At 51.5% G+C, this 25,029-nt stretch carries 24 protein-coding genes and 1 pseudogene; 10 read left to right on the top strand and 15 right to left on the bottom strand.

What is annotated here, in order from left to right:
• The first annotated feature begins 669 nt into the window (after positions 1 to 669).
• The gene (purE, locus tag PJI16_16005) at positions 670 to 1,170 is read left to right on the top strand and encodes a 5-(carboxyamino)imidazole ribonucleotide mutase (protein ID MDT3779070.1); all 501 of its coding nucleotides are present in this window, start codon (positions 670 to 672) and stop codon (positions 1,168 to 1,170) included.
• A complete protein-coding gene (locus tag PJI16_16000) occupies positions 1,167 to 2,387 on the top strand; it encodes a 5-(carboxyamino)imidazole ribonucleotide synthase (GenBank protein ID MDT3779069.1) in 1,221 nt (406 codons plus the stop codon). Before purE ends, PJI16_16000 begins: the two co-directional genes overlap by 4 nt.
• A 262-nt stretch (positions 2,388 to 2,649) precedes the next feature.
• Here the strand turns inward: PJI16_16000 and PJI16_15995 are convergent, their stop codons facing one another.
• From PJI16_15995 to PJI16_15970, 6 genes are all read right to left on the bottom strand, one after another.
• A complete protein-coding gene (locus PJI16_15995; GenBank protein ID MDT3779068.1) occupies positions 2,650 to 3,612 on the bottom strand; it encodes a universal stress protein in 963 nt (320 codons plus the stop codon).
• Positions 3,613 to 3,712: 100 nt separating this feature from the next.
• Positions 3,713 to 4,441: an alpha/beta fold hydrolase gene (locus PJI16_15990; GenBank protein ID MDT3779067.1), complete on the bottom strand. Its 729-nt coding sequence runs from the start codon at positions 4,439 to 4,441 to the stop codon at positions 3,713 to 3,715.
• 26 nt (positions 4,442 to 4,467) lie between these two features.
• On the bottom strand, positions 4,468 to 4,851 hold the full coding sequence (locus PJI16_15985; GenBank protein ID MDT3779066.1) for a hypothetical protein: 384 nt from the start codon (positions 4,849 to 4,851) through the stop codon (positions 4,468 to 4,470).
• A 102-nt stretch (positions 4,852 to 4,953) separates the two neighbouring features.
• On the bottom strand, positions 4,954 to 6,402 hold the full coding sequence (locus tag PJI16_15980; GenBank protein MDT3779065.1) for a phospholipase D-like domain-containing protein: 1,449 nt from the start codon (positions 6,400 to 6,402) through the stop codon (positions 4,954 to 4,956).
• Between the two features lie 351 nt (positions 6,403 to 6,753).
• Positions 6,754 to 9,459, bottom strand: a complete 2,706-nt coding sequence (locus PJI16_15975; protein MDT3779064.1) for a bifunctional acetate--CoA ligase family protein/GNAT family N-acetyltransferase — start codon at positions 9,457 to 9,459, stop codon at positions 6,754 to 6,756.
• Between the two features lie 195 nt (positions 9,460 to 9,654).
• Positions 9,655 to 10,596, bottom strand: coding sequence for a universal stress protein (locus tag PJI16_15970; GenBank protein MDT3779063.1), 942 nt, complete (start codon positions 10,594 to 10,596; stop codon positions 9,655 to 9,657).
• A gap of 476 nt (positions 10,597 to 11,072) precedes the next feature.
• Here PJI16_15970 and PJI16_15965 point away from each other — a divergent pair, with 476 nt between their 5' ends.
• Complete coding sequence (locus PJI16_15965; GenBank protein MDT3779062.1) at positions 11,073 to 11,708, top strand: YchE family NAAT transporter; 636 nt, start codon at positions 11,073 to 11,075, stop codon at positions 11,706 to 11,708.
• A gap of 870 nt (positions 11,709 to 12,578) precedes the next feature.
• Here the strand turns inward: PJI16_15965 and PJI16_15960 are convergent.
• From PJI16_15960 to PJI16_15925, 8 genes are all read right to left on the bottom strand, one after another.
• A complete protein-coding gene (locus PJI16_15960) occupies positions 12,579 to 12,884 on the bottom strand; it encodes a DUF2934 domain-containing protein (GenBank protein ID MDT3779061.1) in 306 nt (101 codons plus the stop codon).
• Positions 12,884 to 13,864, bottom strand: a complete 981-nt coding sequence (locus PJI16_15955) for a sugar phosphate nucleotidyltransferase (protein MDT3779060.1) — start codon at positions 13,862 to 13,864, stop codon at positions 12,884 to 12,886. The genes PJI16_15960 and PJI16_15955 overlap by 1 nt, the downstream gene beginning before the upstream one ends.
• Positions 13,865 to 14,196: 332 nt before the next feature.
• The gene (locus PJI16_15950) at positions 14,197 to 14,553 is read right to left on the bottom strand and encodes an STAS/SEC14 domain-containing protein (protein ID MDT3779059.1); all 357 of its coding nucleotides are present in this window, start codon (positions 14,551 to 14,553) and stop codon (positions 14,197 to 14,199) included.
• 658 nt (positions 14,554 to 15,211) lie between these two features.
• The gene (locus PJI16_15945; protein ID MDT3779058.1) at positions 15,212 to 15,355 is read right to left on the bottom strand and encodes a hypothetical protein; all 144 of its coding nucleotides are present in this window, start codon (positions 15,353 to 15,355) and stop codon (positions 15,212 to 15,214) included.
• Positions 15,356 to 15,444: 89 nt separating this feature from the next.
• Positions 15,445 to 15,660 carry a hypothetical protein gene (locus PJI16_15940; protein ID MDT3779057.1) on the bottom strand — a complete coding sequence of 72 codons (216 nt, stop codon included), beginning with the start codon at positions 15,658 to 15,660 and terminating at the stop codon, positions 15,445 to 15,447.
• 147 nt (positions 15,661 to 15,807) lie between these two features.
• On the bottom strand, positions 15,808 to 15,957 hold the full coding sequence (locus PJI16_15935; GenBank protein ID MDT3779056.1) for a hypothetical protein: 150 nt from the start codon (positions 15,955 to 15,957) through the stop codon (positions 15,808 to 15,810).
• A gap of 165 nt (positions 15,958 to 16,122) precedes the next feature.
• Positions 16,123 to 16,770 carry a response regulator transcription factor gene (locus PJI16_15930; protein MDT3779055.1) on the bottom strand — a complete coding sequence of 216 codons (648 nt, stop codon included), beginning with the start codon at positions 16,768 to 16,770 and terminating at the stop codon, positions 16,123 to 16,125.
• A gap of 89 nt (positions 16,771 to 16,859) precedes the next feature.
• The gene (locus PJI16_15925; GenBank protein ID MDT3779054.1) at positions 16,860 to 17,216 is read right to left on the bottom strand and encodes a hypothetical protein; all 357 of its coding nucleotides are present in this window, start codon (positions 17,214 to 17,216) and stop codon (positions 16,860 to 16,862) included.
• Between the two features lie 816 nt (positions 17,217 to 18,032).
• On the opposite strand from PJI16_15925, the gene PJI16_15920 reads away from it, so the two are divergent.
• From PJI16_15920 to ppsA, 7 genes and pseudogenes are all read left to right on the top strand, one after another.
• Entirely contained in the window at positions 18,033 to 18,470 is a 438-nt protein-coding gene (locus PJI16_15920; protein MDT3779053.1) for a cytochrome c, read from the top strand.
• A gap of 75 nt (positions 18,471 to 18,545) precedes the next feature.
• A complete protein-coding gene (locus PJI16_15915; GenBank protein ID MDT3779052.1) occupies positions 18,546 to 18,950 on the top strand; it encodes a cytochrome c in 405 nt (134 codons plus the stop codon).
• Between the two features lie 73 nt (positions 18,951 to 19,023).
• Positions 19,024 to 19,218 (top strand): annotated as a pseudogene (locus tag PJI16_15910) (dodecin family protein).
• 177 nt (positions 19,219 to 19,395) lie between these two features.
• Complete coding sequence (locus PJI16_15905; protein MDT3779051.1) at positions 19,396 to 19,839, top strand: archease; 444 nt, start codon at positions 19,396 to 19,398, stop codon at positions 19,837 to 19,839.
• An 83-nt stretch (positions 19,840 to 19,922) separates the two neighbouring features.
• A complete protein-coding gene (locus PJI16_15900; GenBank protein ID MDT3779050.1) occupies positions 19,923 to 21,353 on the top strand; it encodes an RtcB family protein in 1,431 nt (476 codons plus the stop codon).
• A gap of 74 nt (positions 21,354 to 21,427) precedes the next feature.
• The gene (locus PJI16_15895) at positions 21,428 to 21,811 is read left to right on the top strand and encodes a hypothetical protein (protein ID MDT3779049.1); all 384 of its coding nucleotides are present in this window, start codon (positions 21,428 to 21,430) and stop codon (positions 21,809 to 21,811) included.
• Between the two features lie 52 nt (positions 21,812 to 21,863).
• Positions 21,864 to 24,284, top strand: coding sequence for a phosphoenolpyruvate synthase (gene ppsA, locus PJI16_15890; GenBank protein MDT3779048.1), 2,421 nt, complete (start codon positions 21,864 to 21,866; stop codon positions 24,282 to 24,284).
• Positions 24,285 to 24,461: 177 nt separating this feature from the next.
• Here the strand turns inward: ppsA and PJI16_15885 are convergent, their stop codons facing one another.
• On the bottom strand, positions 24,462 to 24,845 hold the full coding sequence (locus PJI16_15885; GenBank protein MDT3779047.1) for a cytochrome c: 384 nt from the start codon (positions 24,843 to 24,845) through the stop codon (positions 24,462 to 24,464).
• Positions 24,846 to 25,029: the final 184 nt, after the last annotated feature.

Below are 25,029 nucleotides of genomic sequence, written 5' to 3'. Positions count from 1 at the left end.
AGACAGCGTTTCGCCCATCCTCGCGCCCCAAAAATCCCGTCGCATTCCCCCTTCATCGGGATAAGGTTCCGAAAACTGAGTAGGACGGTTGCTGGACCAGCGACGCGAGGCCGAATAATTGCGTGGGCAGTAGGCCGGGCTTTAACGTGTGGGCTGGAATTGGCTAGAGTCTTCCCGGCCGGCATAGTGACCAAAAAGAGAAATATACGCCAACACCAACTCTCTATACCAGGCAAACGCCTTGCAGCGATTGTGTATTTGGTCCGATCAAATGCGAATTCATTTCCAATCGGGGGACAAAAGCGTGGACAGGGTATGTGAGCCAGGACCTGCTGATGAGGAGTACCGATGCCGGTTTATGGGAACAAAGGATATTCAAATAACCTGGGACCACGCACATGGAACCGTTCAACCGGAAGTATTGGTGGCCGACGGTGCAGAAAATATGGAATTATCATGGTGAAGCAGGGTACAGTAGGGCGGACTGAGAAGAGGGCAGTGAGACAAATACGGACAGAGCCGGAGCCGGGGAAAAAAGGCTCAGGCTCATAGCAGAAGAATTCACCATTCATTACCCTGAACTGCCGGCTCATGATCTGTTCACGGAGCCTGGGCGGTTAGGGTGGCTGCGTTTAAAGGGGGAATATTTTTGGGGGTTCAACCTAATCGATGAATACTGAATCTGATAAATCCAATCCACTCGTGGCGATTATCATGGGGAGCCGCAGTGATTGGGAGACCATGCGACACGCAAGTCTGATCCTCACGGAATTGGCCGTTCCCCATGAATGCCGGATTGTGTCAGCTCACCGCACACCTGATTTCCTCTTTGAGTATGTCGGATCGGCCAAAAGCCGGGGCATCCACGTGCTCATTGCCGGAGCAGGAGGAGCCGCACACTTGCCGGGAATGGCCGCGGCAAAAACAATTCTTCCGGTTCTCGGAGTACCGGTGCGGTCTCGAACCCTGCAAGGCTTTGATTCGCTCTTATCAATTGTCCAAATGCCAAAGGGCATTCCGGTTGCGACCCATGCGATCGGCGAGGATGGAGCGGTCAATGCCGCATTGCAGGCAGCAGCTATCCTTGCCGTATCTGATCACGGCATCGGCCAACGACTCAAGGCCTATTATGACCAACGACACACCCCTGCACTGGAGAAACCTATATGAATATCATCCTTCCGGGTGGAACGATCGGGATATTGGGCGGAGGCCAACTTGGTCGCATGCTGGCCATGGAAGGCCGCCGGATGGGGTATCGGATTGGCGTGTTAGATCCCGTTGAGAATTGTCCGGCCGCCCAGGTTGCGGATTTTTTTGTGCAATCAGAACTCACGAACACACAGCGCGTGATGGACTTTGTCTCTCAGGTTGATGTGGTAACTATTGAGACCGAACTGGTGCCTTGGATGCTTCTTGCCGACATTGAAACGGGTCAAGCGACCCGGCCATCCTCTTCCGTGCTCGCTCTCATCCAAGATCGACTGGTTCAACGAGAATTTCTTCAAGATCACAGCTTTCCACAAACTCCTTTTGCCTCGATCAAAGATCACGCCACCTTGACCGCAGCGGCTCAGCATGTGGCATTCCCGGCTATTTTAAAGAAGCGCCGTTCAGGATATGACGGTAAAGGCCAAATCCGGGTTGCCGGCGCGGAACATCTGAATGAAGCCTGGCGAGAATTAAAGGAAGTCCCGTCTGTTTTGGAAGCCGTCGCGCCCTTCAAGATGGAACTATCGGTCGTGCTGGGCCGCAGTCTTCAGGGAGATATTCAACTCTATCCCCTGGCTGAGAATGCTCATCGGCAGAACATCCTCCATACCACACGCGTTCCGGCCCGGGTGGCGGACACGATCCGGTTACGGGCGGAGGAGCTTGCCGTTTCCCTCTCAGAAGCGCTTGACTACTGCGGAGTCATGGCTGTGGAGCTGTTTCTTCTCGAGGACGACACCTTGTTGATCAATGAGATCGCTCCCCGGCCTCATAACAGTGGACATTTCACGTTTGGGGCCTGCGTGACGTCCCAATTCGAACAACATCTCCGCGCCATTTGCGGATTACCATTGGGAAATACCTCCCTCATGCATCCCGTCGTGATGGTGAATCTCCTCGGAGATCTATGGCAAAACGGACCGCCCAGGTGGGATCGACTTCTGGCTCATCCGCAGGTCCGGCTTCACCTTTATGGAAAAACACACGTCGCCCCCGGCCGTAAAATGGGGCATTTTCTTCTGATAGCGGACAATCCGGATCAATCCTACCAACAAGCCGAAAGTCTTCTTCAGGACATGATGAATGCAGATTCTCGGGAGAACAGTTTTCCTATCAAAAATTCAGCCAAAGAGCCTTTCCAAAAGCAATCCAGGCCATTAGAAACTCCGGCATGACTGCCGCCGATTTTTAATCAGGGTTCATAATGGCGGCTTGGCCCGATCATTATCATAATAAGACAAGAAAACCATGCCCACCACAAGAAGTCGCTCGACACCCTCCATATCGAAAGTGGCATGAATGGAGTTACATTGATCCATTGATCTCAAGCCCGATTTGTTTGGCATCAGTCAGAAAATATTCGCATCATAATACGGCACGATCCGTAGTGTGCCGCCCAAGGCCACGGTCTTACCGTGGGGCCAGGTTTGGCGCCTCTTACTCGGCCAGCTTGACCGGGGAGATAAAGCCGGAGGGTTTAACGGCGAGCACGGAACATTGCAACTGTTCAAGAATAGATTCTGCGGTATTCCCAATGAGCCATCCGGCGATGCCTGTTCGAGCGACCGTTCCCATGACCACCAGATCGGCTTCCAACTCCTTCACGGTTTGCGGGATGACCCTGGAGGGTATTCCTCGGCGCAAATGGAATTGAGGCGAAAGATGGGCGTAGGCCTCTGTGCCTATTTGGTCTCTTAACTGCTTGCCAAGGCGGGTAAACGCGCTTTCATGTCGCGAACGTTCCCCATCAACATAAGCCAGGACGGCTTCACTGTCGCTCCATGACCGCACCTTCTTCTCGAATGGGGCATCCCAAACATGAAGGACATTCAGTGAGGCGAATTTTGATATCGCGAGCGAACTGGAAAGTTCAAGAATCTGCCGGTTGAGGTTTTGTTCTGGTTCGTCAAGCATATCCGGGTCGATGTCGACAGCTGCCAGAATGCACGCGTAATCCGACTTATCCTCTGAGCGCGTAAGCCATACCGGACAGGGACAGTTGCGAAGCAGTTGCATGTCGTCACTGCCAAACAGCCGTTCGATGAAATTTGGATTTTCAGCAGGCTTGATCAACAAATCGTACTTGTGACGTAAAATAGCCCGAATAACTTCAAGATATGTTTTGCCCACCAGCACCTCCAACCGGATACTGAGGCGTTCCTTATAAGGCTCGACCAGGGACTCCAGCCCTTTTCGGCGCTCGCTCACCATGGCTGTCTGTAATTCAGCGGAGGTGTGTCCGCCGGGCAGCATCCCGATGCCCGCCGTGGGGGCTGGAATAACATCAATGACCGTCAGGTTCGCTTGATTGTTTTCCGCCACTGACACAGCCCGAGCTATCGACGGTTCCTGTGCTTCGGACACTTCGGATACGTAGAGAATATGTTTGAAGAGTTTCATCGCAATTTACCCCATTCCAGACAGTTAATCACACATCCGATGGCCGTGACATAGCCACCACTTCACGTTTTATCGCTCCTTCATCCGAAGTAAAACCGGACTACGCGCGTCCGACCTGTTCCCGAACCCATTCATGTACGATCCTGATCATGTCCGGTGTATGCTCGGAGAACACGTGGTCTGCACCTTCAATCTGTACGAGCTGCTTGGGTTCATTGGCTCTTGCGAAGATATCGAGCGAGTCCTGGAGGGGGACAACGTCATCCTCGGTTCCATGGACGAGCAGCCAGGGAATCCGGATCGACGGAGCACAGGTGATAACGGTACCGATGGCTGCGGTGTCGGCGATGAAAGCCTGCGACAGCGGGCACGCCGGCTCGTCCCACATGAAGCCCACACCCGGTGTGACGTCACTGAATTCCCGCCGGGCGAACGCGTCCGTATGGACCATGCCGGCTAGTGAAACGAGTCCGACAAGACGTGTGTCTTTGCCGGCCAGCAGAACGCCGACGGCTCCACCCATGCTGTGGCCGACATACAGGATGTTCCATCCGTCAAGCGCGTCGAACACGCAGCGCAGGTCTTCTACTTCCTTGGAGATCGTGGAGTCCTCGAAGCAACCTTCCGAATCACCGTTGCCGGAAAACGACAGCCTGAGCGACGGGATTCCGTCGTGTGAGAGGGCTTCTGCCAGCGCGACGATAAATGGGCGATCCTTATTGCCCGTGACGCCGTGCCCGAGAACCACGATGACCTTCCGACTTTTATCGCCCGGGTGAAAGGTGTAGTCGATCTTTTCACCTTCGATGTTGCGAATGGTTCCGAACATGATTCCTCCTGTAATCCGATAATATTTTAATAATCATCACCGGCATCAGTTCGAGCCCCGCCTGCTAAGAGCGACAGGGCTCGAAAACGGCCGATAGGTCGAGCGAAAGAACGTTTCGACCTAGTTACCGACAAGACAGGGCGCTCGACGTCAACCTTCCTTTCCCTGGAGATTGTTGGTTCCCGATGACGCTCACCCCTATGCCGTCCCCGTGTTGACAATCCATGCCAATTTTGTCCCGCGCAGGTCTTCTTCGTCCACCGGATCAGCGTTCTCCCCTGCCTCAACACGATCCTTTTCAAGAGAAATATCTTGCCAATTTGAACCTTGATTGTCCCGCTATCCACGAGTTGGGCCAATCGCGTCAGGACTTCAGTGGTGATATGGGTCAACTGTCTAGTGGTCGTCAACAGCTACCGCCTTCTCCACCTCCAGCCGAATCACACTTCTCATCGGCGCGCCCGCTTGGACGCCTCTTCTGGGCGGATCGACGAATATCTACTTTGCTGGACTCACTGAGCTTTGCCGCGGTACAGCTTGTAGCCTCTGTAGAGTAGCGCGCCGGCGATCCAAGTGAAGACTAGGACGAGTGGATAGGCTAACAGGGGCGGGAAGAACGAGAAGAGAATCCCCAACGTCAGTAGCATCACCCCCGCCGTCACCGTGATACGCGCTTCAAGTGGTTCGAGCACACGCCGGTTCGTGAACGCCGCGCCCACGGTATTGGCGAGGCGGAGAGCGCCTGCAGCGGCACGCCCGCCGCTCCCGCCGCCGCTGGAGAGTATTGGATGCGGATGGCGCTGCTCATTCGGCGCACGCAACTTCCGGTGAGCATCTAAAACCACCTCGGTCGCGTTCTCCAAGTCCTGCAGATACGTCTGCTCCATGAGGCGGGCGAAAGGTTCGTCTTCAACGACGACGTCCATCTCGCAATTGCCTAACCAACTGGCGAGGTTGAGATTCGTCGAACCGACGCGAGCCCAATGTCCATCGGCGACGGCCGTCTTCGCGTGCAGCATCGTTCCGTTCCATTCAAAAATTCGCACACCCGCTTCCAACAAGGGACGATAACCCGCTCTGGACAACAGCCTAAGAAGGGGAATATCGGTTGCGTTCGGCACAAGCAGGCGCACGTCAACGCCGTCGCTCGCTGCCGCACGCAACGCTTGCACATAGGAGGTCGTCCCGGCGTAATACGCATCGACCAACCAGAGACGTTTTCTCACAAGGGCCGCCATCAGGAGATCGACGCGAAACATCCCCGCCGTGGCCGGCACGCCAGCCACAACGCGAAGGGCCGTTTCGCCTTTTTGCGCGTGCACGTCTGGTTTGACCAGGTCGCGCTCAGGGATCGGCTCTCCCATCATCGCCCAGACATCTGCGAACGCCTGCTCAATGACGGCCACCGACGGTCCGCGCACTTGCACGCCGGTATCGCGCCACGGTTCAATCTTCTTTTCAGGCACACCGACCCACATCTGCCCAACGCACAGGCCGGTGACAAAACCCACCTCGCCATCCACCGAGATCGTCTTGCGATGGTCACGACTAAGCCAGCCAAAAGGTGAGTCCCAGCGCGGCGGGTTATAACAACGCACTTCCACGCCGCCCGCGCGCAAGCGGTTCCAAAAAGCGCGCGACGCTCTACCGAATCCGCCCATCCAGTCGTAAATGAGACGCACCCGCACGCCTTCCTGGGCTTTACTAACGAGTACGTCGGCAAACATTCGACCCGCATCATCTTCGCGAATGATGTAGTTTTCGAAATGAATGTACCGTTTCGCCCCGCGGATTGCATCGAGCCACGCCGGGTAATTCTCGCACGCGTCTTGGAGCAGTCGGATGGTGTTGCCTTCGATCAGAGGTGCGCCGGCGGCGCGCGAGAAAGCCTGGTTTGCAAGTGAGCGAATGGGTAATATCGCGGCGCGCTCACGGTTGGGAAGCTGTACGGCGGCGCCCATAGTCATTGTCCCTTCACATCGGCCTTGGGCCTGCGTCTCAAGCGCATTCGGGCTCACCGGTTACACTCCGCATTGGGCACCATTTGAACCAACGACCTTCATCGACAATTCTTTTTGCTTCTATCAAGAAACAAAGAATCCGACCTCCCGAGACGCGCATGAGATACGGGCGTCCCATGCCATTACGATTCTTTGCTAATTGAACCATATGCAATATTCGAATATTGGATAGGTGTGTTCAACCCATTGCCGTTTGACCTATGCTGCCGGCTCTGCTTCAAGCCATGCCCAGGCCTCTTTCTCCTGATCTTCCATTCATCGAGCAGTGATCTCGCAAGCAACCCCACTCTTTTATTCAGACGCTCCTCCGGAAGTGAGATTCAAGGTAATCTCCATTGCATCTCCCTCTACGGTAAGTTTTTTGGTAAATCCGGTTCGCTGCGCCAACTCCAGCATCCCGGTATTGTCTGTTAAGACTTGTCCGACCAGTCGCTCGGTTCCCCGTTTCCGACAATATCGGATCATTTTTTCCATCAATTGTCTCCCCAGGCCCTGCCCTTTCATATCCGAGCGCACCACAATGGCAAACTCCGCATTTTGATTATTGGCATCATTGATAGTCCGAACCACGCCAAGTGTTTCAGGACGTTCTCCTTCGGACGGCCAAATGGCAATGAACGCCATTTCCCGATCGTAGTCAATTTGCGTAAAGCGTGCCATTTGAGAATGCGGCAATTCTTGGATAAGCCCGAAAAAGCGAAATCGGATATCCTCCGGGGTTAATCGGGCGATAAATTCATGATGGGCAGGTTCATCCTCAGGCCGAATAGGACGGCAGAAGAGTTTTTCACCGGATTGGAGCGTGATCCATTCCTCAAGCTCTTGCGGATAGGGTCGAATGGCAAGATGGTGCGGACCCGATAAGCGAGAAGACGCAATCTTCATCCTGGCATCCAACGCCAGCACCCCATTTTTGTCGGCGAGAAGCGGGTTGATATCCAGCTCAACAATTTCTGGAAAGTCCTGCACCAGATGAGAAATTTGAATCAAGGTCAGGCAGAGGGCTTCAAGATCAACGGCTGGGCGTGTCCGAAAGCCCTGTAATAATGAGACAATTCTGGTCGAATGAATCAGATCGTTCGCTAATTTCATATTCAAAGGCGGAAGCGCCATCGCATGATCGTCCAACAGTTCGACGGCAATCCCTCCCTGTCCGAAGACAATGATCGGGCCAAACGCGGCATCAACCGTCGCGCCAATGAGTAATTCGTAGGCGCCGGGCCGTCGCGCCATCGCCTGTACCGTGACTCCACGCATCTCCGCCCCTGGATGAATGTGTTGCAATCGATCCCTCATCCCCTGAAATGCGGTTTCAACGGCTTGAGAAGATTCCACATCAAGCACCACTCCACCCACATCTGTCTTATGGGTAATGTCCGGAGAAAGAATTTTCAACGCAACCGGAAACCCGACCTGCTCCGCCAAACGAATGGCTTTCTCAGCCGTCGACGCAATATGTGTTTCCACTGTTGGAATACCATAGGCGGTGAGGATTGCCTTGGCTTCCGATTCATTCAGCAAAGACCGCCCCTGCTCAAGGACTTGCTCGATCACCAACCTCGCGGAAGAGACAGCCGGGCGAAATTCATGAGGAATAGAAGGCGGGGTCTCCATTAACGTTTTTTGGCGTTGAGAGTAGTCTATGAGATGGAGAAACGCCCGCACGGCTTTTTCGGGAGTGTCATACGTTGGAATCCGGGCTTCGGCAAACAGTTGGCGGGCCTGAACGGTTGTTTGGCCTCCGAGCCAACTGGTGAATACATTTTTTTTGGAGGACGAAGCGCGAACCGCATTCACCACCGCCAATGCGGCCTCCTCGCTGGTGATCACTGCCGTGGGGGCATGGGCCACGATGATCGCATCCACATCCGGAGCCTTCAGAATACTGGTCAAGGCCTGAGCATAACGTTCCGCTCTCGCATCCCCGACGATGTCGACAGGATTTCCGTGAGACCAGCTCGCCGGTAACAACGTTGTGAGTTCATGAATCGTGGCCTCAGACAAGCGGGCGAGAGAACCACCCCCTTCGGCAAAAGCATCGGCAGCCAGAACTCCCGGCCCGCCCCCATTCGTGACGATCGCTAATCGTTCTCCCCGCAACGGGCCGGCTCGTTCCAGCGTTTCCACCGCATCGAACAGTTCATCGATTTCAAACACCCGCAAAATTCCGGCCCGGCAGAATGCCGCATCATACACCTCGTCACGACCGATGAGTGCTCCGGTATGTGAACTGGCGGCCGTCGCCCCTTCCGGATGTCGACCGGCTTTGATTGCTAACACCGGTTTATTGCGAGCGGCGGCTCTGGCTGCAGACATGAACTTTCTCGCCTGTGTGATGGATTCAATGTACAGAAGAATCGCCCGGGTATCGGGGTTGCTGCCAAGATAATCCAGAACATCGCCCATATCGATGTCAGCGCTATCCCCGAGAGACAAAAAATGGGAAAAGCCGATTCCTTGAGAGCGAGCCCAATCCAACACAGCCGTGCAGAGTGCACCAGACTGAGAAACAAACGCCAGCGATCCGGGAAGAGCTTCCATATGGGCAAAACTGGCATTCAAATGCAGCCCGGGAATCAGGAGACCGATTGTATTCGGACCAAGAAGACGCATACCAAAATTTCGTGCAGTTTCAAGCATGATCGTCCATTCGGTGTCGCTTTCCTTTTCTGATGGCTTCGGTCTCATGCCGGCTGTCAGAATGACCGCAGCCCGGACTCCCCGTTCCCCTAATTCTTGAATCAGCCGGGGGATCGTCGGGGGAGGGGTGCACAGAATGGCTAGATCGGGACTCATCGGCAAGGCCTGCACATCGGGATACGCCAGCACTCCACACACCGCTTGATACTTCGGGTTCACCGGCAGTAGAGGACCTTCGAATCCCCCTTTCAACAGATTCTGCATCACGACACGTCCTACTCGATGAGGCCGATTTGACGCACCGATCACGGCAATAGAACGAGGCTTAAACAGGTACTTGAAATTTCGAATGCTCATGATACGTGCCTTTACTGTATTTACATATAAATATTGTCATACCCCTTTGCAATGCCGACGGCGCCAGTTGATACGGGGTCGTGTGAGGAAGTGAGAAACGGAACTATTCTCCTGTCCACTTCTGTTGGCACCAACGGGCGGCACCAGGATATGACTCATACGAGAAGACAGCTTTTTTGCTCACGCTTCCAGAAATTATTTTTTCCTTTTGCTGCGAATGACCGCCACCGAGGATCCGGCGCTACGGACCACCTTGTTGGACACGCTGCCCAAAATCATCCGCTTGACCCCCGTCGATCCTTGGGACCCCATTACAATAAGATCCGCCTTCATCATTCGCGCCGTTTTCAATATTTCGGTCGCAGGATTTCCATAGACCAACCTTTTTTGCGTCGTGAGGTCAGGGGAAGAGAGTACCGCTGAAGTCTGCTCAAGAAGTTTCATCCCCTGTTGCTCTTGTATTTCCAAAACTTCTTCTGCCAGCTTTGCAAATTCCTTTTCATTTTCCCTGCCGGTAGTCAACGCCCGTTCGGTTTCATACATGTGTTTTTTGATCACATGGAGAATCATCATATGCGAGGAATCCGGCAAACCCATCCCTTTGACAAAATCGACTGCCGCCCGTGAATCGGAGGATCCATCAGTGGCCAGTAGGATTTTCATCCCTCCATCATTCAGTAATTTGTGCGGCGTATTTCGCGCAATCAATACCGAGCATGGAGCTTCCTGTAATACCCATTGGCTCACACTGCCGAGAAAAAATCCGGCGGCTTTGGAATAGCTCCGTGTACCGAGAACCACCAGATCAATGCCTTTGGTGCGAATGGTTTTTAAAATCTCTTCTCCAGGAAATCCATGTTTCACCATAGAGTGAAACACCACATCCTGCCGCCGCAACGTGTTCTCGACCTTGCCCAAAAACCGCCGCGCCCGTTCATGGACTTCTCCCTGAACCTCTTGAACCTGCTGAGAGATTTTCAAAATCCTTTCCTTTGCCAGCCCCATGATCTTTTGAGGAACGGGATGGACATGGAGTAGAAACAGATGTGAACCAACGGGAAGAGATAACCTGGTGAGTATTCGAATAGCTCCTACAGAAATACGAGTTTGCTCTACCGCTAGCAGCACTTTCATCATTGGGCTCCTTTCAAATTTTTACTTGGAATGCGACCTGAACGGCCTAGTCTATCCTATGACACCCTCATTCTCTACTCAGTGGCCAAGGACTGATTCATCAATCTTCCCTCCTCCGCTTGAGAACGTCTCTTCCATTCTGGAAGTTGCGCGAAAACCGCCTGTCGTCTTCCTCAAATTCCGACAGATCTCCATGAAGAAACACCCACAACATCGACTCAGTTAGTCTTCAAGGACCTTCCTCATTCTCCTGAACCAGCCGGGAGGAACATGCCAGGTGCAGAGTCACTCCTCAATGGTTACAATGCGGTGGGGTGGAATTGCGGAGCATCTTTCTTGAGAATAGATCATAACAATACCGTCCTTGTCCGTCGTATCAATCAGCCTCATGTCCGTTGAAGTCCCATAATTTTTCAGCCACCCTTTGGATACCTGCCTACGATGCGAAACGGTTGGTCATGAATGGATATCGATAACGCATGCTTGATGACACCGAATACGTAAAAATCTTCGTGGCGCTCTTAGCCGTGATCAATCCTTTAGGCGCTCTCTCTATTTTCATCGCACTCACACCAGGAAAAGAGAAGGCCGCTCGGAAGAAGATTGCTAAGATTGCGGCATTCTCTGCGACACTGATTCTGTTAATGGCCTTAATCGCTGGGGAATGGATACTCGAAATTTTCGGGATCAGTGTGAGTTCTTTTAGAGTAGGCGGCGGGATCCTCATCCTACTCATGGCTATTTCCATGCTTCAAGCAGAATTGAGCCCGACAGTGCAAACCAAAGAGGAAGCGGAAGAGTCCAACAAGAAACACGATATTGCCGTCGTCCCGTTAGCAACCCCATTGCTGGCCGGGCCCGGTGGAATTAGCACAGTTGTGGTTGAAGCATATAAAGGCACCAACCTGGGACATGAATTGTTGCTAGGTTTGATCATCATAATTATTGGTTTTTGCCTATGGATGGCTTTACACCTGGCCCCCCTGATCTCACAACGTTTAAGCGTGACCGGCATTAATATTTTCACACGCATCATGGGCCTTATCCTGGCAGCCATCGCGGTAGAGATTATTGCCAACGGGTTAAAAGGATTGTTCCCGGCTTTGGCCGGATGAGACAAAATGAGTTGAGTGAGTCTGCATGAAATTGCAGTGGGCCAAGACTTACTCGTATTTCCGCAGATCTATCCCCCGCGACTCAACAGGAAATTCATTGTGGATCATTCTCAACCCACTTCTGCATTTAGAGCCATTTCGCCTTACCAGACCATTTTTTGACCTACATAAAGCTACGCATGGTCCAGTGGGTGTTGCCCCATGTTTTTCACCTCCGGAGATAGAATGCTGTACCAGAAAAAGAAGGGAGGGATAAGCAGGTGAGAGGCATCATGCGTCCAACATCCCCACAAGTCAGCCTCTCAATCAATCAAACAAAATCCGGGAAGGGGTTCCGCACATGAGGGGAAACCGATAACGGGCCGGAACCTTTCAATGCTTACGTGATGAACGTTTGGCTCTCATTGTTCTGCGCAGTAATCTTTGGCTCATGGATTTTTTGTTCATCCATTTCAGCCGGAATTGGGCCTTACAATTTCCCGTCCTTGACGACACATATCACGTCCTCTTCCCATTGATGGAGGTTTGCCATTTCCCGTTGATTTTGGGAATGAATCCTTTTTCCCGTTGTTAAAGGTAATCCTGAACCTGGAGTTGGTCACGTCCCTGATCTTGAGACCAAATAAGACTTGCAAAGCCCACCGATTGGTAGAACCCACGATATGAAAATGAAACCACAGAACATCTTCCTGGATATCAAATAAACACCTCCTCTTTAGAAAGGATGAAAGCGACATCATTTTGGATCAACGCCAATCTACCGACAGAAACAGGGAAAAATATTTTAGGAAACGGGCCCGTCATTCAGATCAAAAGAGGAAGAAGTGCAACCAGTATTCTGCAACTCAGCTAATTGATAGACCTCCTGGGCTATAATGATCTATCATTGGCCTCTATCTCTTGCTCGGCAACGAACCAATCATCGAGATCCTGTCCATGGTGCCCCCCTCGAGAGTGAAATAATTCATACGCCCGCCGGGCAATCCGCGCATGCACATTCCCATTGGTAGGTTGAGAGTTCATAGAATCGGTATCGCCAGGGATCATACTCTCCTGAACCTCCAAAGGGTCCTCTCTCATAGAGGTCTTTTTCCTCGATACGCTCTTTCGCTTGGCGGCGAAAGGAGACTGTCTGGGTGTCTCATCGGATGGTTGAACCGATCGTTTTTTCGCCATTAGGCCACCTCCACATGAGGAATTGTCTGTATGGGAGCCAAAGACCTTTGTAAAATATCGGAAGGAAATGCAGGCTCTTTCCCCAGAGTTTTAAGGGTCTGGACTATACGTTCGGGTTGTCCCCAATCGCTCCACAGCACTTCTTCGAATTCCATCACTCCCAGATGCTTAGGAATCCGTTGCAGCAATTCACGAGAAAAGTCCAGGACAGGCATGTCCCGATAGATCTCATGAAGCGTCTCATTTTCGTGAACGGTCCCAATCACCGTTCCTAAGCGTTCAAACCGCTCCATCATAGTCGGAAGGTTTTCCCAACCAAGTTTCCAGAGGGTTGCCACTTTTCCCACCATCACCAACGTATTCCAAAGCGCTCCATTTGCCATTGCCTGCTTCCCTTCAATGATGTTTGGTTTTTCAAGAAAAGAACCGGCCAGGCGAATACAAGACCCACTGCTCCAGCCCAGGACTTCGCTCAAGTTGATCCACCCATAGTCCAATTCAGGATGTGAAGGAGAAACCCCAAAAAGGATCAACCGATCCTGGAGAAAATGACTTGCGCGGATCCCACGCCTGACCGTCTCGACAAAACGAGCTTCTGGAAAGACAAAATGGTCGGATGGGAAAATGGCTACTGTGGCATCAGCGTCCCATGCCCGAACAAAGGTCAGCGGAAGGAACACTCCTGCGGCTGTTCCACTATTATGTGGCTGAACAATGACGTGTCCGGACTTCTCTCTCTCCATGGCTTCATTCAAAAACTCCCGATGATTCCGCCCGATCACCGTGACTTTATGTTCGGGATTTACTAATCGGTCTGCCCGGTCCAGCGTATGTTGGAGCATGGAGCGTTTTCCGACAAATGTACAATACTGCTTGGGCTTATGACCGCCCAACCATTGCTCGATAAACGGGCGGGTCCTTTCCCCTTCTCCCCCAGCTAAGACAACGGACCACAAATGATTAACCTGGGTACTCAGCATGTTGTTCCCCTCCTTGGGTCCTGAATGCCAAAGAAAAATAGGGTCTTTCCCCTTCTTCCCAGAAACTTTTGTAAAACATTCCAAAGAGGGAAGGAACTAGGAATTTCCCTAGTAAACCAGGAAAAAGTCCCTAGGTCCTACCGTTCCAGACATGACGCCTTACTCTGTCCTCTTGGGCGAAACGAAGGATCTCGTTGAGCCATAACCCCGTCGACCAAAGAAAAGGAGGGGTTTCAACCTTATCGGCTGTCCACCCGGAACTGCCACACACTCATTCCCGGTCGATTCCTCTGCGGCCCAGCGCAAGCCAATTGGTAAGAGCTTTGTGGATCTCACCCCTTTACCCAATGCCAGGCCTCATCGGTTTGATCTGGTGTAAAAAATTTCAATTGGACCTTGGGCCAAGGAACAGAAATTTTTGGTTCCCCCTTCAACATCCGTCGATTCCCCACCAACGCAATTCGCTGAAACTCATGAATGTGTTGAAGATGATCGATCATCTCTTCCCAAAAGGCTTGCCCATTCAGGCTCTCAAAGCTTGCCATATCACATAAGAAATTTATCGGCCCAACCTCCTGCATCAACGTTTCCAAGTATGTATTCAATAGATCATACTCTTCGGTCGACAATTTACCCTCAAACCGTATTCCCACACTTCCTTCTGCACTTTCATCTAAAATCCGATACATACGATTACCTTTCACCTGTGAGCCAGAAAGTCGTTACCAGCCCCTCTGGCTCATTTCCATAGAAAAACACACCGTTTAATGGCTTAACTTTTTCTCACTTTTCTTCACTGGCACTTCCATTGCCATAGAAACATTTCACCTGTCCCTGAATGGATATAGTCCCGCTCATCTTTTTCTAGCGAGGGTTATGCCAGGGGAAAGGCTCTGAGCAATTCCCTTTTTTTATAGTGGTTTCTGAGAGGTTGGCAAAAAGCGGAAGATCGTCCCTTGGCCAAAACGCTACAGGGAATGTTGGGGAACTGTTGAAGTTTGCAACAACGATTGGGAGAATGCGGGAATCAGACCCGTTGGTCACACCCAAGATTAATTATGAGGAACCCAGGCAGGATTGAGCCCTTTAAAGGTGTATCTCCCCTCAAGACAGTCGGGAATCCGAGCAGAATCAGCACAATTGATTTCCTGTACCGACAAGTGAGGCTCAAATGTCGGCACATCAGACCCATCGAAGCCCAGCCTGATGGAATAACTTTGGGCTTTCACCAGCCTGTTCACCTTTTCACCTTATTTGGCAAATTCAACTTCGTGTGTCATCAGAAGTATTACGGGTTTTGACTTTTATGCAGACCAGATCACATGTCAGGAGAGAACGCCTCCATTATCAGGCTTCAACTGGATCATGAATGACCTCACCACATTCCCGACACACCAGGTTCCCGATTCTCCTGCCTTCTTCGTTGTAATGATTATCCACCATGCGTTGATGAGCGCAGATTACACTCTTCCCGTTTTTTTTTGATGCCATCGACCTCATCTGACTTCATACTTTCCTCTCCCACGGATTTTCCGCCTCCCGCATAGGGGTTCAATTTTCAATTAGGATCCGCGCCTTGATCAGGCCACATGGAAATAATGGGGGACCTGTTCCTCAATCTCCATTTTCGTAATGATCTCGCGACAGACTTGCTTGCGAGATGTGAGATGAAACGGTTTTAAGATACAGCCTTGCGCTCCTTCCCGGAACAGTTTGCGGAGGACACGTTCGTCAGAACCACCCGACATCATCAACACCCGCATTTGATGCCCCAACCATCGCGATTCACCCAGCATGGTCCGACCTCTCTAATGGACATTTGCATATCAACCAGAAGGCCATACACACGATGCCGCTTCACCACGTCCAACCCTTCACGCCATTTTTCGATATCCCGCCACCTTTTTCGCTGAGATGACCCGTCCTCCGAATCATGCACACGTTCACACCGAACGCACCAACAAACCGGCTTGGGACAGGCAGAGGAGGATATGGTGAAACAATGTCGTAACCAATGTCCTGGGCGTGAGGGGGATGGCTTCGGAGTTCATCAGGTCTTTCGTCAATATGGAAGATGTAGAAAAGTGATTCATGAGCACGCCTCTTTTGTATAAACGGGTCTCAAAGATGAAACCATCAGATGCTTGGAGTTTGATGACCAAAAAAAGATAGGATAACGATCGGAACAAAAAAAAGAACTCGGGATATTCCAGGTTCTACGATAAAACATCCCTGGCTTGGAAAATCCGAAGAATGGCTTATTCAGGTGAAACGAGGCCATGGACAATCGCATACCTCGTTAACTCCGCCGTGCTATGAAGATTTAACTCCCGGATTATCTGGGTTCGATGAAATTCAATGGTTTTGGCAGACACATTCAAGATCGTCGCAATTTCTTTGTTGGTGTGGCCCTCGGCGATGAGCTGTAGCACTTCCCGTTGTCGGGGCGTCAACAAATCCGTCTCGGTGTGGGGAAACGACATTTCTTGACTGAACGTACCCAGAAAATCTTTGGCAATGGCCGGCGTCACATAAAACTGTCCTTTCATGACCGCATGGATCGCGAGCATCAATTCGGAAGCCGCAGACCGTTTTAAGAGAAACCCGGAAGCCCCGATTTGAAAGGCTTCCTTCGCATAGAGCGGATCCGCATGCATGGTCAGAAAAATCAACTTAATCGTTGGAAATAATTTCTTCAATTGGCGGCCCGCATCCAGTCCATTTAATTTTGGCATGGAAATATCTAAGACAATCACATCCGGTTCCAGCTTTTGAGCAGCCTGAAGGAGGGCCCGCCCATCCTCCACTTTCCCCACAAGATCACAATCCTCCTCAACCAGTTTAGCCAGGCCTTCCAAGACCAAGGAATGGTCATCAGCTAATATGACACGAGGTTTGGTTACCATACCCAATGCCCTATGCTGCAATACCTTTGACGTACTCGAAAAGACACTCCCAACTCCTTTTTCTTCATGCGTTATTCCCTCCCCTACTGTCATTCTTGACACTCTGGAAATCCATCCCCGCCGCTGAATACGGCATAACGATCACGTGCGACTTCAAGCTCGAGTCGAGTCCGGCATAATTCCTCATTTTGCATCTCCGGAAGAGGTTGAACCCCTGCCGGCGATACCCCTATTCCCTCGACGGGTAAACCATCCTGAGGTTTTTTGACATCAGAAGAAGAACGAGAAGATTTTTTATCCCTGGAGGAAAGCCTGGGATGTGTTGGTGGGCCTGGGGATTGCATCCCGACTAGACGCCCGAGAGTGGCTTTCTTGATGAAAGGGTCGCCTTTCCCGGACTGTTCAGTTCGCCTCTTGGATTTTGGGGGCTTATTTGACTGAGACATGAAAGCTTTTCCCTTAGGGGTCAGTTTTCAAGCACCTCACAGGGCCCAATCATATTCATTTTGCCCAGAAAGGTACAGCTCTGCAGTTATCCCCCTTCATTAGGCCTGCCCTACTAATGAATTGCATTGGGCATCGGTCCGCGAATTTCCTTAAATGGATCTCACCACTCCCACTATGGGTATGATGGAATCGAAAGATGCAACCCCCGGTGAGGAAGACTGGGACGTCCAATTCTAGAGGTGTGGGGAAAGATGCTACACTTCCTTTGCTATCCTTATGAATATTTCCCTTCTTTCCTAACTTTTACTCAAGCAGATCGAGATCCACAAACAAAAATTTATCACTTTTTCTTCCTGACGGCCTTCAACGTTTCTCCACCCTCTCAACGGAATATGATTCCCTTTCTCCAATCCACTCTTTTTGAAACGTATTCTTTTAGACCACAAATCAGTAACTGGCACAAAGTTTGATACTACCTTCTCAATCAGGGGGGAACCAAAACGTCATTTTGCCAAAAAATTGTAAATTGATAGACACAAATGAAATACGCCACTCATTTATTGCTTTAACAACACGCTGACTGCAGGAGGTGACTCAATGGAATGTCCTCGCTGTCATGGTTTAATGGTCATTGATGCCTGTTTGAATCTGGAAAATGTTCATCACACTGTCTGGATTCATGAATGGCGATGTTTGAATTGTGGAGAAATATCTGATCCGCAAACTTTGGCAAATCGCGCTCCACGCCAACAGGATGTCAGCAACCGACTCCCCAAGAGGTTGGGTGAATGTTTCAGTCACGCAAAGGATACCCCATGAATCATCTCCTTACACTTGTTCTGCGGAACGGGAGCCTCGCATTGCTTGTTATAGGCATGGGAATGAGTTCGGGATGGGCCCAGGAACAGAATGTCATAGCCGGAGGCAAACAGCTTTTTCAAAAATTTTGCGCATCCTGCCATGGTAGTCAGGCCAGAGGAAATGGCCCTCTTTCTGAGTCTTTGAAGACCAAGCCGGCGAATCTGACCAGGTTATCAGCCAACCATAGGGGCTCATTCCCCTTTTGGCAGGCCTACCGCATGATCGATGGACGTGATCACATTCCGAGCCATGGCACCCGTGATATGCCGGTGTTTGGAATCTGGTTCCGGATACCGGATGACGAAGTCTCGATTGAAACCGAGTGGGCCGACCAGGTACGAGGGCGAATCTGGCAACTGTTGTCATACCTGGAATCTATTCAGGAGCCATAAAAATGACTGTGAAGGTACTAGCTATCCATAGAGGCCAGGTAATCCACATCCCTACAGATGAACAAGCAGGAGGACATGATGTATCAACCACACAAACACATTGGTTTGCTGAGTTTCATCCTCATAATGGCCTTGCCCATTTTGGGATTAAGCCAGGAAGTTCCAGGCAACCCTCAGAACGGGAAAGTTCTGTTTGAAAAACATTGCGCGAATTGTCACGGAGAAAAAGGGACTGGTGATGGACCGGACACCAAATTTTTGTTGGTACAGCCCGCAAACTTTCACTCCTTGGAATCACGATCGAAAACCGATTGGGAATTAATGAATGTGATCACTTTTGGAGCAATATTTTCTCCTATGCATGGGTGGTCAGAGCGGTTGACGGAAGATGAGCGCTGGGATGTATTGCGATATATCAGATTTCTTGCTCCATTTAACCCCATCGCCAACCTTTACCCTTTACCGGAGACTCACGGGTAAAAACTCGACGAATGCAGCTAAATCGGGTGTCCACCATTCATTTTCCCATCAAGGAGATTCAGCCATATCGGACATGTTAAAAGTTATCGAAGTGTTAGCCGAATCAGACAAGAGTTGGGAGGATGCGGCTTCGCACGCCGTGATCCAGGCAGCTAAAAGGGTGCACGGCATAAAATCAATTTACATCTAGGATATGGAAGCCAAAGTGGAAAATAACAAGAGTTCCAAATATCGAATTAACGCCAACATTTCTTTCCTGCTGGATTAGAAAGAACAGAAGGACAGGTGGATTCCCGCTCCTGGTCATCCTGCCCCATTCGGCAAGCCTGCTCTGAGCGTAGTCGGAGGGGTTCAGGGCCAGGTCCACGGAAGTACCTGGCTGAGCCCTAGCGCCATCAACCCGGGCACAGATCCTTCACGATAAACTCAGGATGATAACAGGGGAATGACACGCATGGACGGCCTTGAGTCTTCAACACGGTGGGAACATTTTCCCCATGAAGCGGATATGGGCATTCGCGGGTTTGGAATCACGAAGGCCCAAGCCTTTGAACAGTCTGCGTTAGCGCTGACGGCTGTGGTCACGGATCCCCAACGGGTGGCTGCTCAAATGGAACGCCACTTCACCTGCGAAGCACCGGATGATGAGCTCTTACTGGTCGATTGGCTGAATGCCCTCATCTTTGAAATGGCATGCGGGCATATGGTATTTGCGTGGTTTGACGTCACCATCACCGATCGTCATCTGAAGGGCATCGCATATGGGGAACCAGTCGATCGCATGAAACATGAACCAGCCGTAGAAATAAAGGGGGCGACCTATACCGAGCTGTTTGTCAGGCGGATTGAGGGAAACGGTTGGGTTGCCCAATGTGTCGTTGATGTCTAGTCCTGGGAGTTGAATATTGCAGGCATGGTAACCGACTAGGTCGGGGTACCGATTGATCCACTCTTCCTTTTGCGAAAAACCGTATGGACCTGAATCTCCTATCCCGAGTCTCTGCGTATGAATGGCACATCCCTCAAAAGGGAAAGATGCGCGTGCCGGGAATTATTTACGCCGATGAGTCACTCGTTCGCGACATGGATCTTAAGGTCTATGAACAGGTCGTCAATGTGGCCACACTCCCGGGAATTGTCCAAGCCTCGTTTGCCATGCCCGATGCGCATTGGGGGTACGGGTTTCCGATAGGCGGAGTCGCCGCCTTCGACCCTCAACAGGGAGGAGTGGTGTCTGCCGGCGGTGTCGGGTTTGATATTTCCTGCGGCGTACGGACCCTCTACACCGGTTTGCGTACAGACGATATCACCCCCCTGAAAGAAAAACTGGCGAACCTCTTATTTGCGAAGGTGCCCGCAGGCGTGGGTAGTACAGGGCAATTGCGCCTGAAACCCAAGGAAATGGATGACATGCTCGCTGGCGGTGCCCAATGGACAGTCCAACGAGGCTATGGGACAGCAAACGATTTATCGCGCATTGAAGAACATGGCTGCATGACCGGGGCAAAACCCGGGTGTGTGTCTGACCATGCCAAGAAACGCCAGCAGGACGAAATGGGTACATTAGGATCCGGGAATCATTATTTGGAAATTCAAGAGGTCGTGGAAACCTACCACGACCCTTTATCGGAAAAACTTGGTATCCAGGCCGGGGATATTCTGGTCAGCATTCATTGCGGTTCACGAGGGCTTGGGCATCAAATCGGCACCGAATACCTCAAGAAAATGGTGGTGACGGCAAGCCAATATGGCATAACGTTGCCGGACCGCGAATTAGCCTGTGCCCCGATCGACTCTCCCCTGGGCCAGGAGTATTTAGGGGCCATGCGGGCGGCGATGAATTGCGCCTTAGCCAATCGTGAAATTATCACCCATTTAGTCCGTCAGGCATTTGTAGAAATCTTTCCTCAGGCGGCCTTACCCTTGCTATACGATGTGTCACATAACACATGCAAAGTGGAGGAGCACCAGATCGGCGGCCGGAGTCGACGCATCTTTGTCCATCGGAAAGGTGCCACGCGTGCGTTCGGTCCCAGACATGCCGATATCCCTCCTGACCTCCAACCTTTCGGTCAACCGGTCCTCATCGGTGGAACCATGGGCACAGCCTCTTATCTTCTGGTAGGAACGAAAGAAGGCATGGGTCTGGCCTTTGGATCGGCCTGTCATGGGGCAGGACGGAGTATGAGTCGACATCAGGCCACTCGCCAATGGAAGGGCCACAGAGTCATTCAAGATTTAGCAGCTCAGGGAATCCTCATCAGAAGTCCTTCGGCGCGAGGAGTGGCCGAAGAGGCACCGGGTGCCTATAAAAACGTCACCGCCGTGGTGGATGCGGCCGAACAGGCGCACTTGGCCCGTAAGGTGGCGAAAATGCGCCCGTTAATCTGTATTAAGGGCTAAGGGCTCGACCATCTCAAACGACTAAAACCAGGACGTCGCATTCGCATCATTCATCAACAAAAGGGGAATTTGTTATGGATCACGCACAACGAGAACAGAGCCTTCTCCAGGTCTTGGAAGCCTTCACGAAGGGGTTGACCTCCTTAAAGGAGGCGATCGCCCTCGTCCATTCCGCGAACGATCACCTGCCGCCAGGCGAACAAAGAAAAACCATTCAAAAAAAGATTGAAGGAGCGGAACGGATGATCCAGGTTGGTCATGCGGCCATGGGACAATCCCTGGGCTTTCAACTCTGTCACTGCACGTGGCCACCTCAAGTGATGATCAGCAGTCACTATTCGAATGAAACGAAGGTTGAACGATTCACCTGTCCCAATTGCGGGAAAACACTTTCACTTCATGGTCGACAAGCACCGGGGGAGGCTCTGACCGCCTTTGACCCTTATGATGTGTATTAAGGTGCAATGCCTTTTGACCGGTTTTGAAAAGTAAAGAAGGAGAATCATCGGCATGAAGCCAGTTACCGCAACATCTGAATCCTACATCCTCTGGTTTGAAGAAATTGGCTTGCAGGATATCAGTCGAGTAGGAGACAAAAATGCCTCTCTTGGCGAAATGTACCGGGAGCTCACTCCCCATGGGGTCAAGATCCCCAACGGTTTCGCCATCACGGCTGAAGCCTATCGCTATGTGCTTCGTGAAGCCGGACTCGACAGCAAAATCCAACAGATCCTGGGCGACCTGGACACCGGCGATATGTCTAACCTCCGGCAACGGGGGCGACACATCCGACAAGCGATTATTGGAGCCACCCTGCCACCAGCTCTGGTCCAGGCCATCGAGGAGGCCTATGACCACCTGAGTGACCAATCCACCGAAGGAGCCGACGTCGCCGTACGAAGCAGCGCGACAGCAGAGGATTTACCCGATGCCAGTTTTGCGAGGCAACAGGAAACCTATCTGAATGTTCAGGGCCATCAGGCACTCCTCGAAACCTGCAAGCGGTGCTTTGCGTCGTTGTTCACCGACCGGGCCATTTCCTATCGAGTCGACAAAGGGTTCGACCATCTCCAAATCGCGCTGTCTATCGGGGTGCAACAAATGGTGCGTTCCGATCTGGCCTCGGCAGGCGTCCTCTTTACCATTGATACCGAAACCGGATTCCCTGATGTGGTCCTGATCAACGCCTCCTACGGGCTTGGGGAAAATGTCGTGCAGGGCGCGGTCAATCCTGATGAGTATTATGTTTTCAAGCCAACCCTCAAGCAGGGCTTTCAGCCTATTCTTCATAAAATTGCAGGAAGCAAAGAATTTAAACTGATTTATGATATCGGCGGGAGCAAGATGGTCAAAAACGTGCCGGTCCCCCCTGATGACCGAAACCGTTTTGCCATGAACGATGAGGAAATTCTCAAGTTGGCCCGATGGGGTTGCCTCATTGAAGACCATTACAGCGGGAAAAAAGGCCGGGCCTGTCCCATGGACATCGAATGGGCCAAAGACGGACAGACGGGTGAGCTGTTCATTGTCCAAGCCCGGCCCGAAACCGTTCAGTCCAGAAAAGATCCCGATGTGATGGAAACCTATCACCTGACAAAGCGGGGACAGGTTCTCATTCAAGGCCGGAGCGTGGGAGAGAAAATCGGTCAGGGCTTGGTCCGGGTGATCACCCATATCCAGAACCTGCAGGACTTTCGAGAGGGAGACGTGTTGGTCACGGACAAAACCGATCCGGACTGGGAACCCATCATGAAAAAAGCATCCGCCATCGTGACCAATCGCGGAGGTCGGACCTGCCATGCGGCGATCGTCAGTCGGGAACTCGGTCTTCCCGCTATCGTGGGGGCAGAGCGAGCGACCGAAGCCCTCAAGGACGAGCAATCGGTGACGGTCTCCTGTGCCGAAGGTGATACGGGTTTTGTCTATGAAGGTCGGCTTCCGTTTGACGTGGAACGGGTTTCCCTGAAAAATTTGACGCATTCTCGTACCAAAATCATGATGAATGTCGGAAACCCGGAGGAAGCCTTTTCTCTTTCCTTCATTCCCAATGAAGGCGTTGGGCTGGCCAGGGAAGAATTCATTATCAGCACCTTTATTAAAATCCATCCCTTGGCATTGCTGGAGTATGGAAACCTGAAGGATGCGGACGTGAAAGCGGAGATTGATCGTCTCACGACCGCCTATCCCGACAAAACACAATACTTCATCGACAAACTCGCCCAAGGGGTCGGCATGATTGGGGCAGCCTTCTACCCCAAAGATGTGATTGTCCGCATGAGCGACTTTAAGTCGAACGAATACGCGAATTTAATTGGCGGCAGAGCGTATGAACCGACAGAAGAGAATCCCATGCTCGGATTTCGTGGCGCATCCCGCTACTACGATCCCCGCTACCGGGACGGCTTTGCCTTGGAATGTCAGGCCATGAAACAAGTCAGGGAGGAGATGGGACTCACCAACGTGAAACTCATGATTCCCTTTTGCCGGACAGTTGAGGAAGGCAAAAAGGTTCTCGAAGAGATGGCCAAGCACGGACTGAAACGTGGCGATAAAGGTTTGGAAATTTATGTGATGTGTGAAATTCCGAGTAATGTCATTCTGGCAGAAGAATTTGCCGAAATCTTTGATGGATTTTCCATCGGCTCAAATGATCTAACCCAGTTAGTACTGGGTGTGGACCGGGACTCAGAAATCGTGGCCCACGTGTTTAATGAGCGTAATCCCGCAGTCAAAACATTCATCACCCAGGTCATCAAAGCGGCGAAGGCCAAAGGGCGGAAGATCGGCATCTGCGGCCAGGCTCCCAGTGACTATCCCGAGTTTGCCCAGTTTCTCGTGGAGCAGGGCATCGACAGTATCTCCCTGAATCCCGATGCTGTCCTGAAAACCACGGTCAAGATCCTGGAAATGGAAGAGCCCTTGGGTCAGTAAATTCAACCTCCTGATGTCCCGGACGTTTCCCGGCCCCACTACCAAACGGGTTCTTTGAGGAATCACGTGAACCGGCTTTGGGCATTATTGTTCATTCCCATTTTTTCCTCATTCAAGGTGTGTTGGTCTCATCCAAATGAATACACGTTTCATTTACCAGTCTGGCCTTCAGTCTTTTTAGTCAGTGCATCCGTGTTTGCAAATGCCATGGAGTTGATAATAAACGATAGACCAAATCTCCTCATCGGAAAGCAGATGCTTAAAAGGCATATGAGATGTCCCCGGTACCCCCAATTGAATAATAGAAAAAAGTTCTTGTTTGGTTAGAGGTCGTCGCACGGCGGTCTGGCCATGACAATGCATACACCTGGCAACCCCCTCATATAAGGCTTTGCCCTGTTGAAGTCGTTCTTCGGAGGGTGGCAGGGCGTCGGGTTGATCACCATTCAGAATGGTCCCAGGATGACCGGGTTCAACCACTGAGAGGCACATAATCATCACAAAGGCTAGGGTTCCTCCATAAAAGCTTTGCTTCATCCCTCCATCTTTAATCAATCTCATCAGATTATTTCCTTTTTGAATCATACAACATCAGGATCGTCACATCGCCCTCAAAGGTTGTTGTTGGTCACCCTGGTCTGCCCTCCCTTCCCCAGACCGGCCAGCGCATTCATCTGACCGGTCCGTCAACATTCCGGGAACATACGGGACATTTGTCATGTGAGCGGTTCAAAACTAACCTTTC

The sequence above is a fragment of the Nitrospira sp. MA-1 genome (assembly GCA_032139905.1).
GTDB lineage: Bacteria > Nitrospirota > Nitrospiria > Nitrospirales > UBA8639 > Nitrospira_E.
The sequence above is the reverse complement of the archived record's forward strand: the minus strand, read 5'-3'. Positions and strand labels throughout refer to the sequence as shown.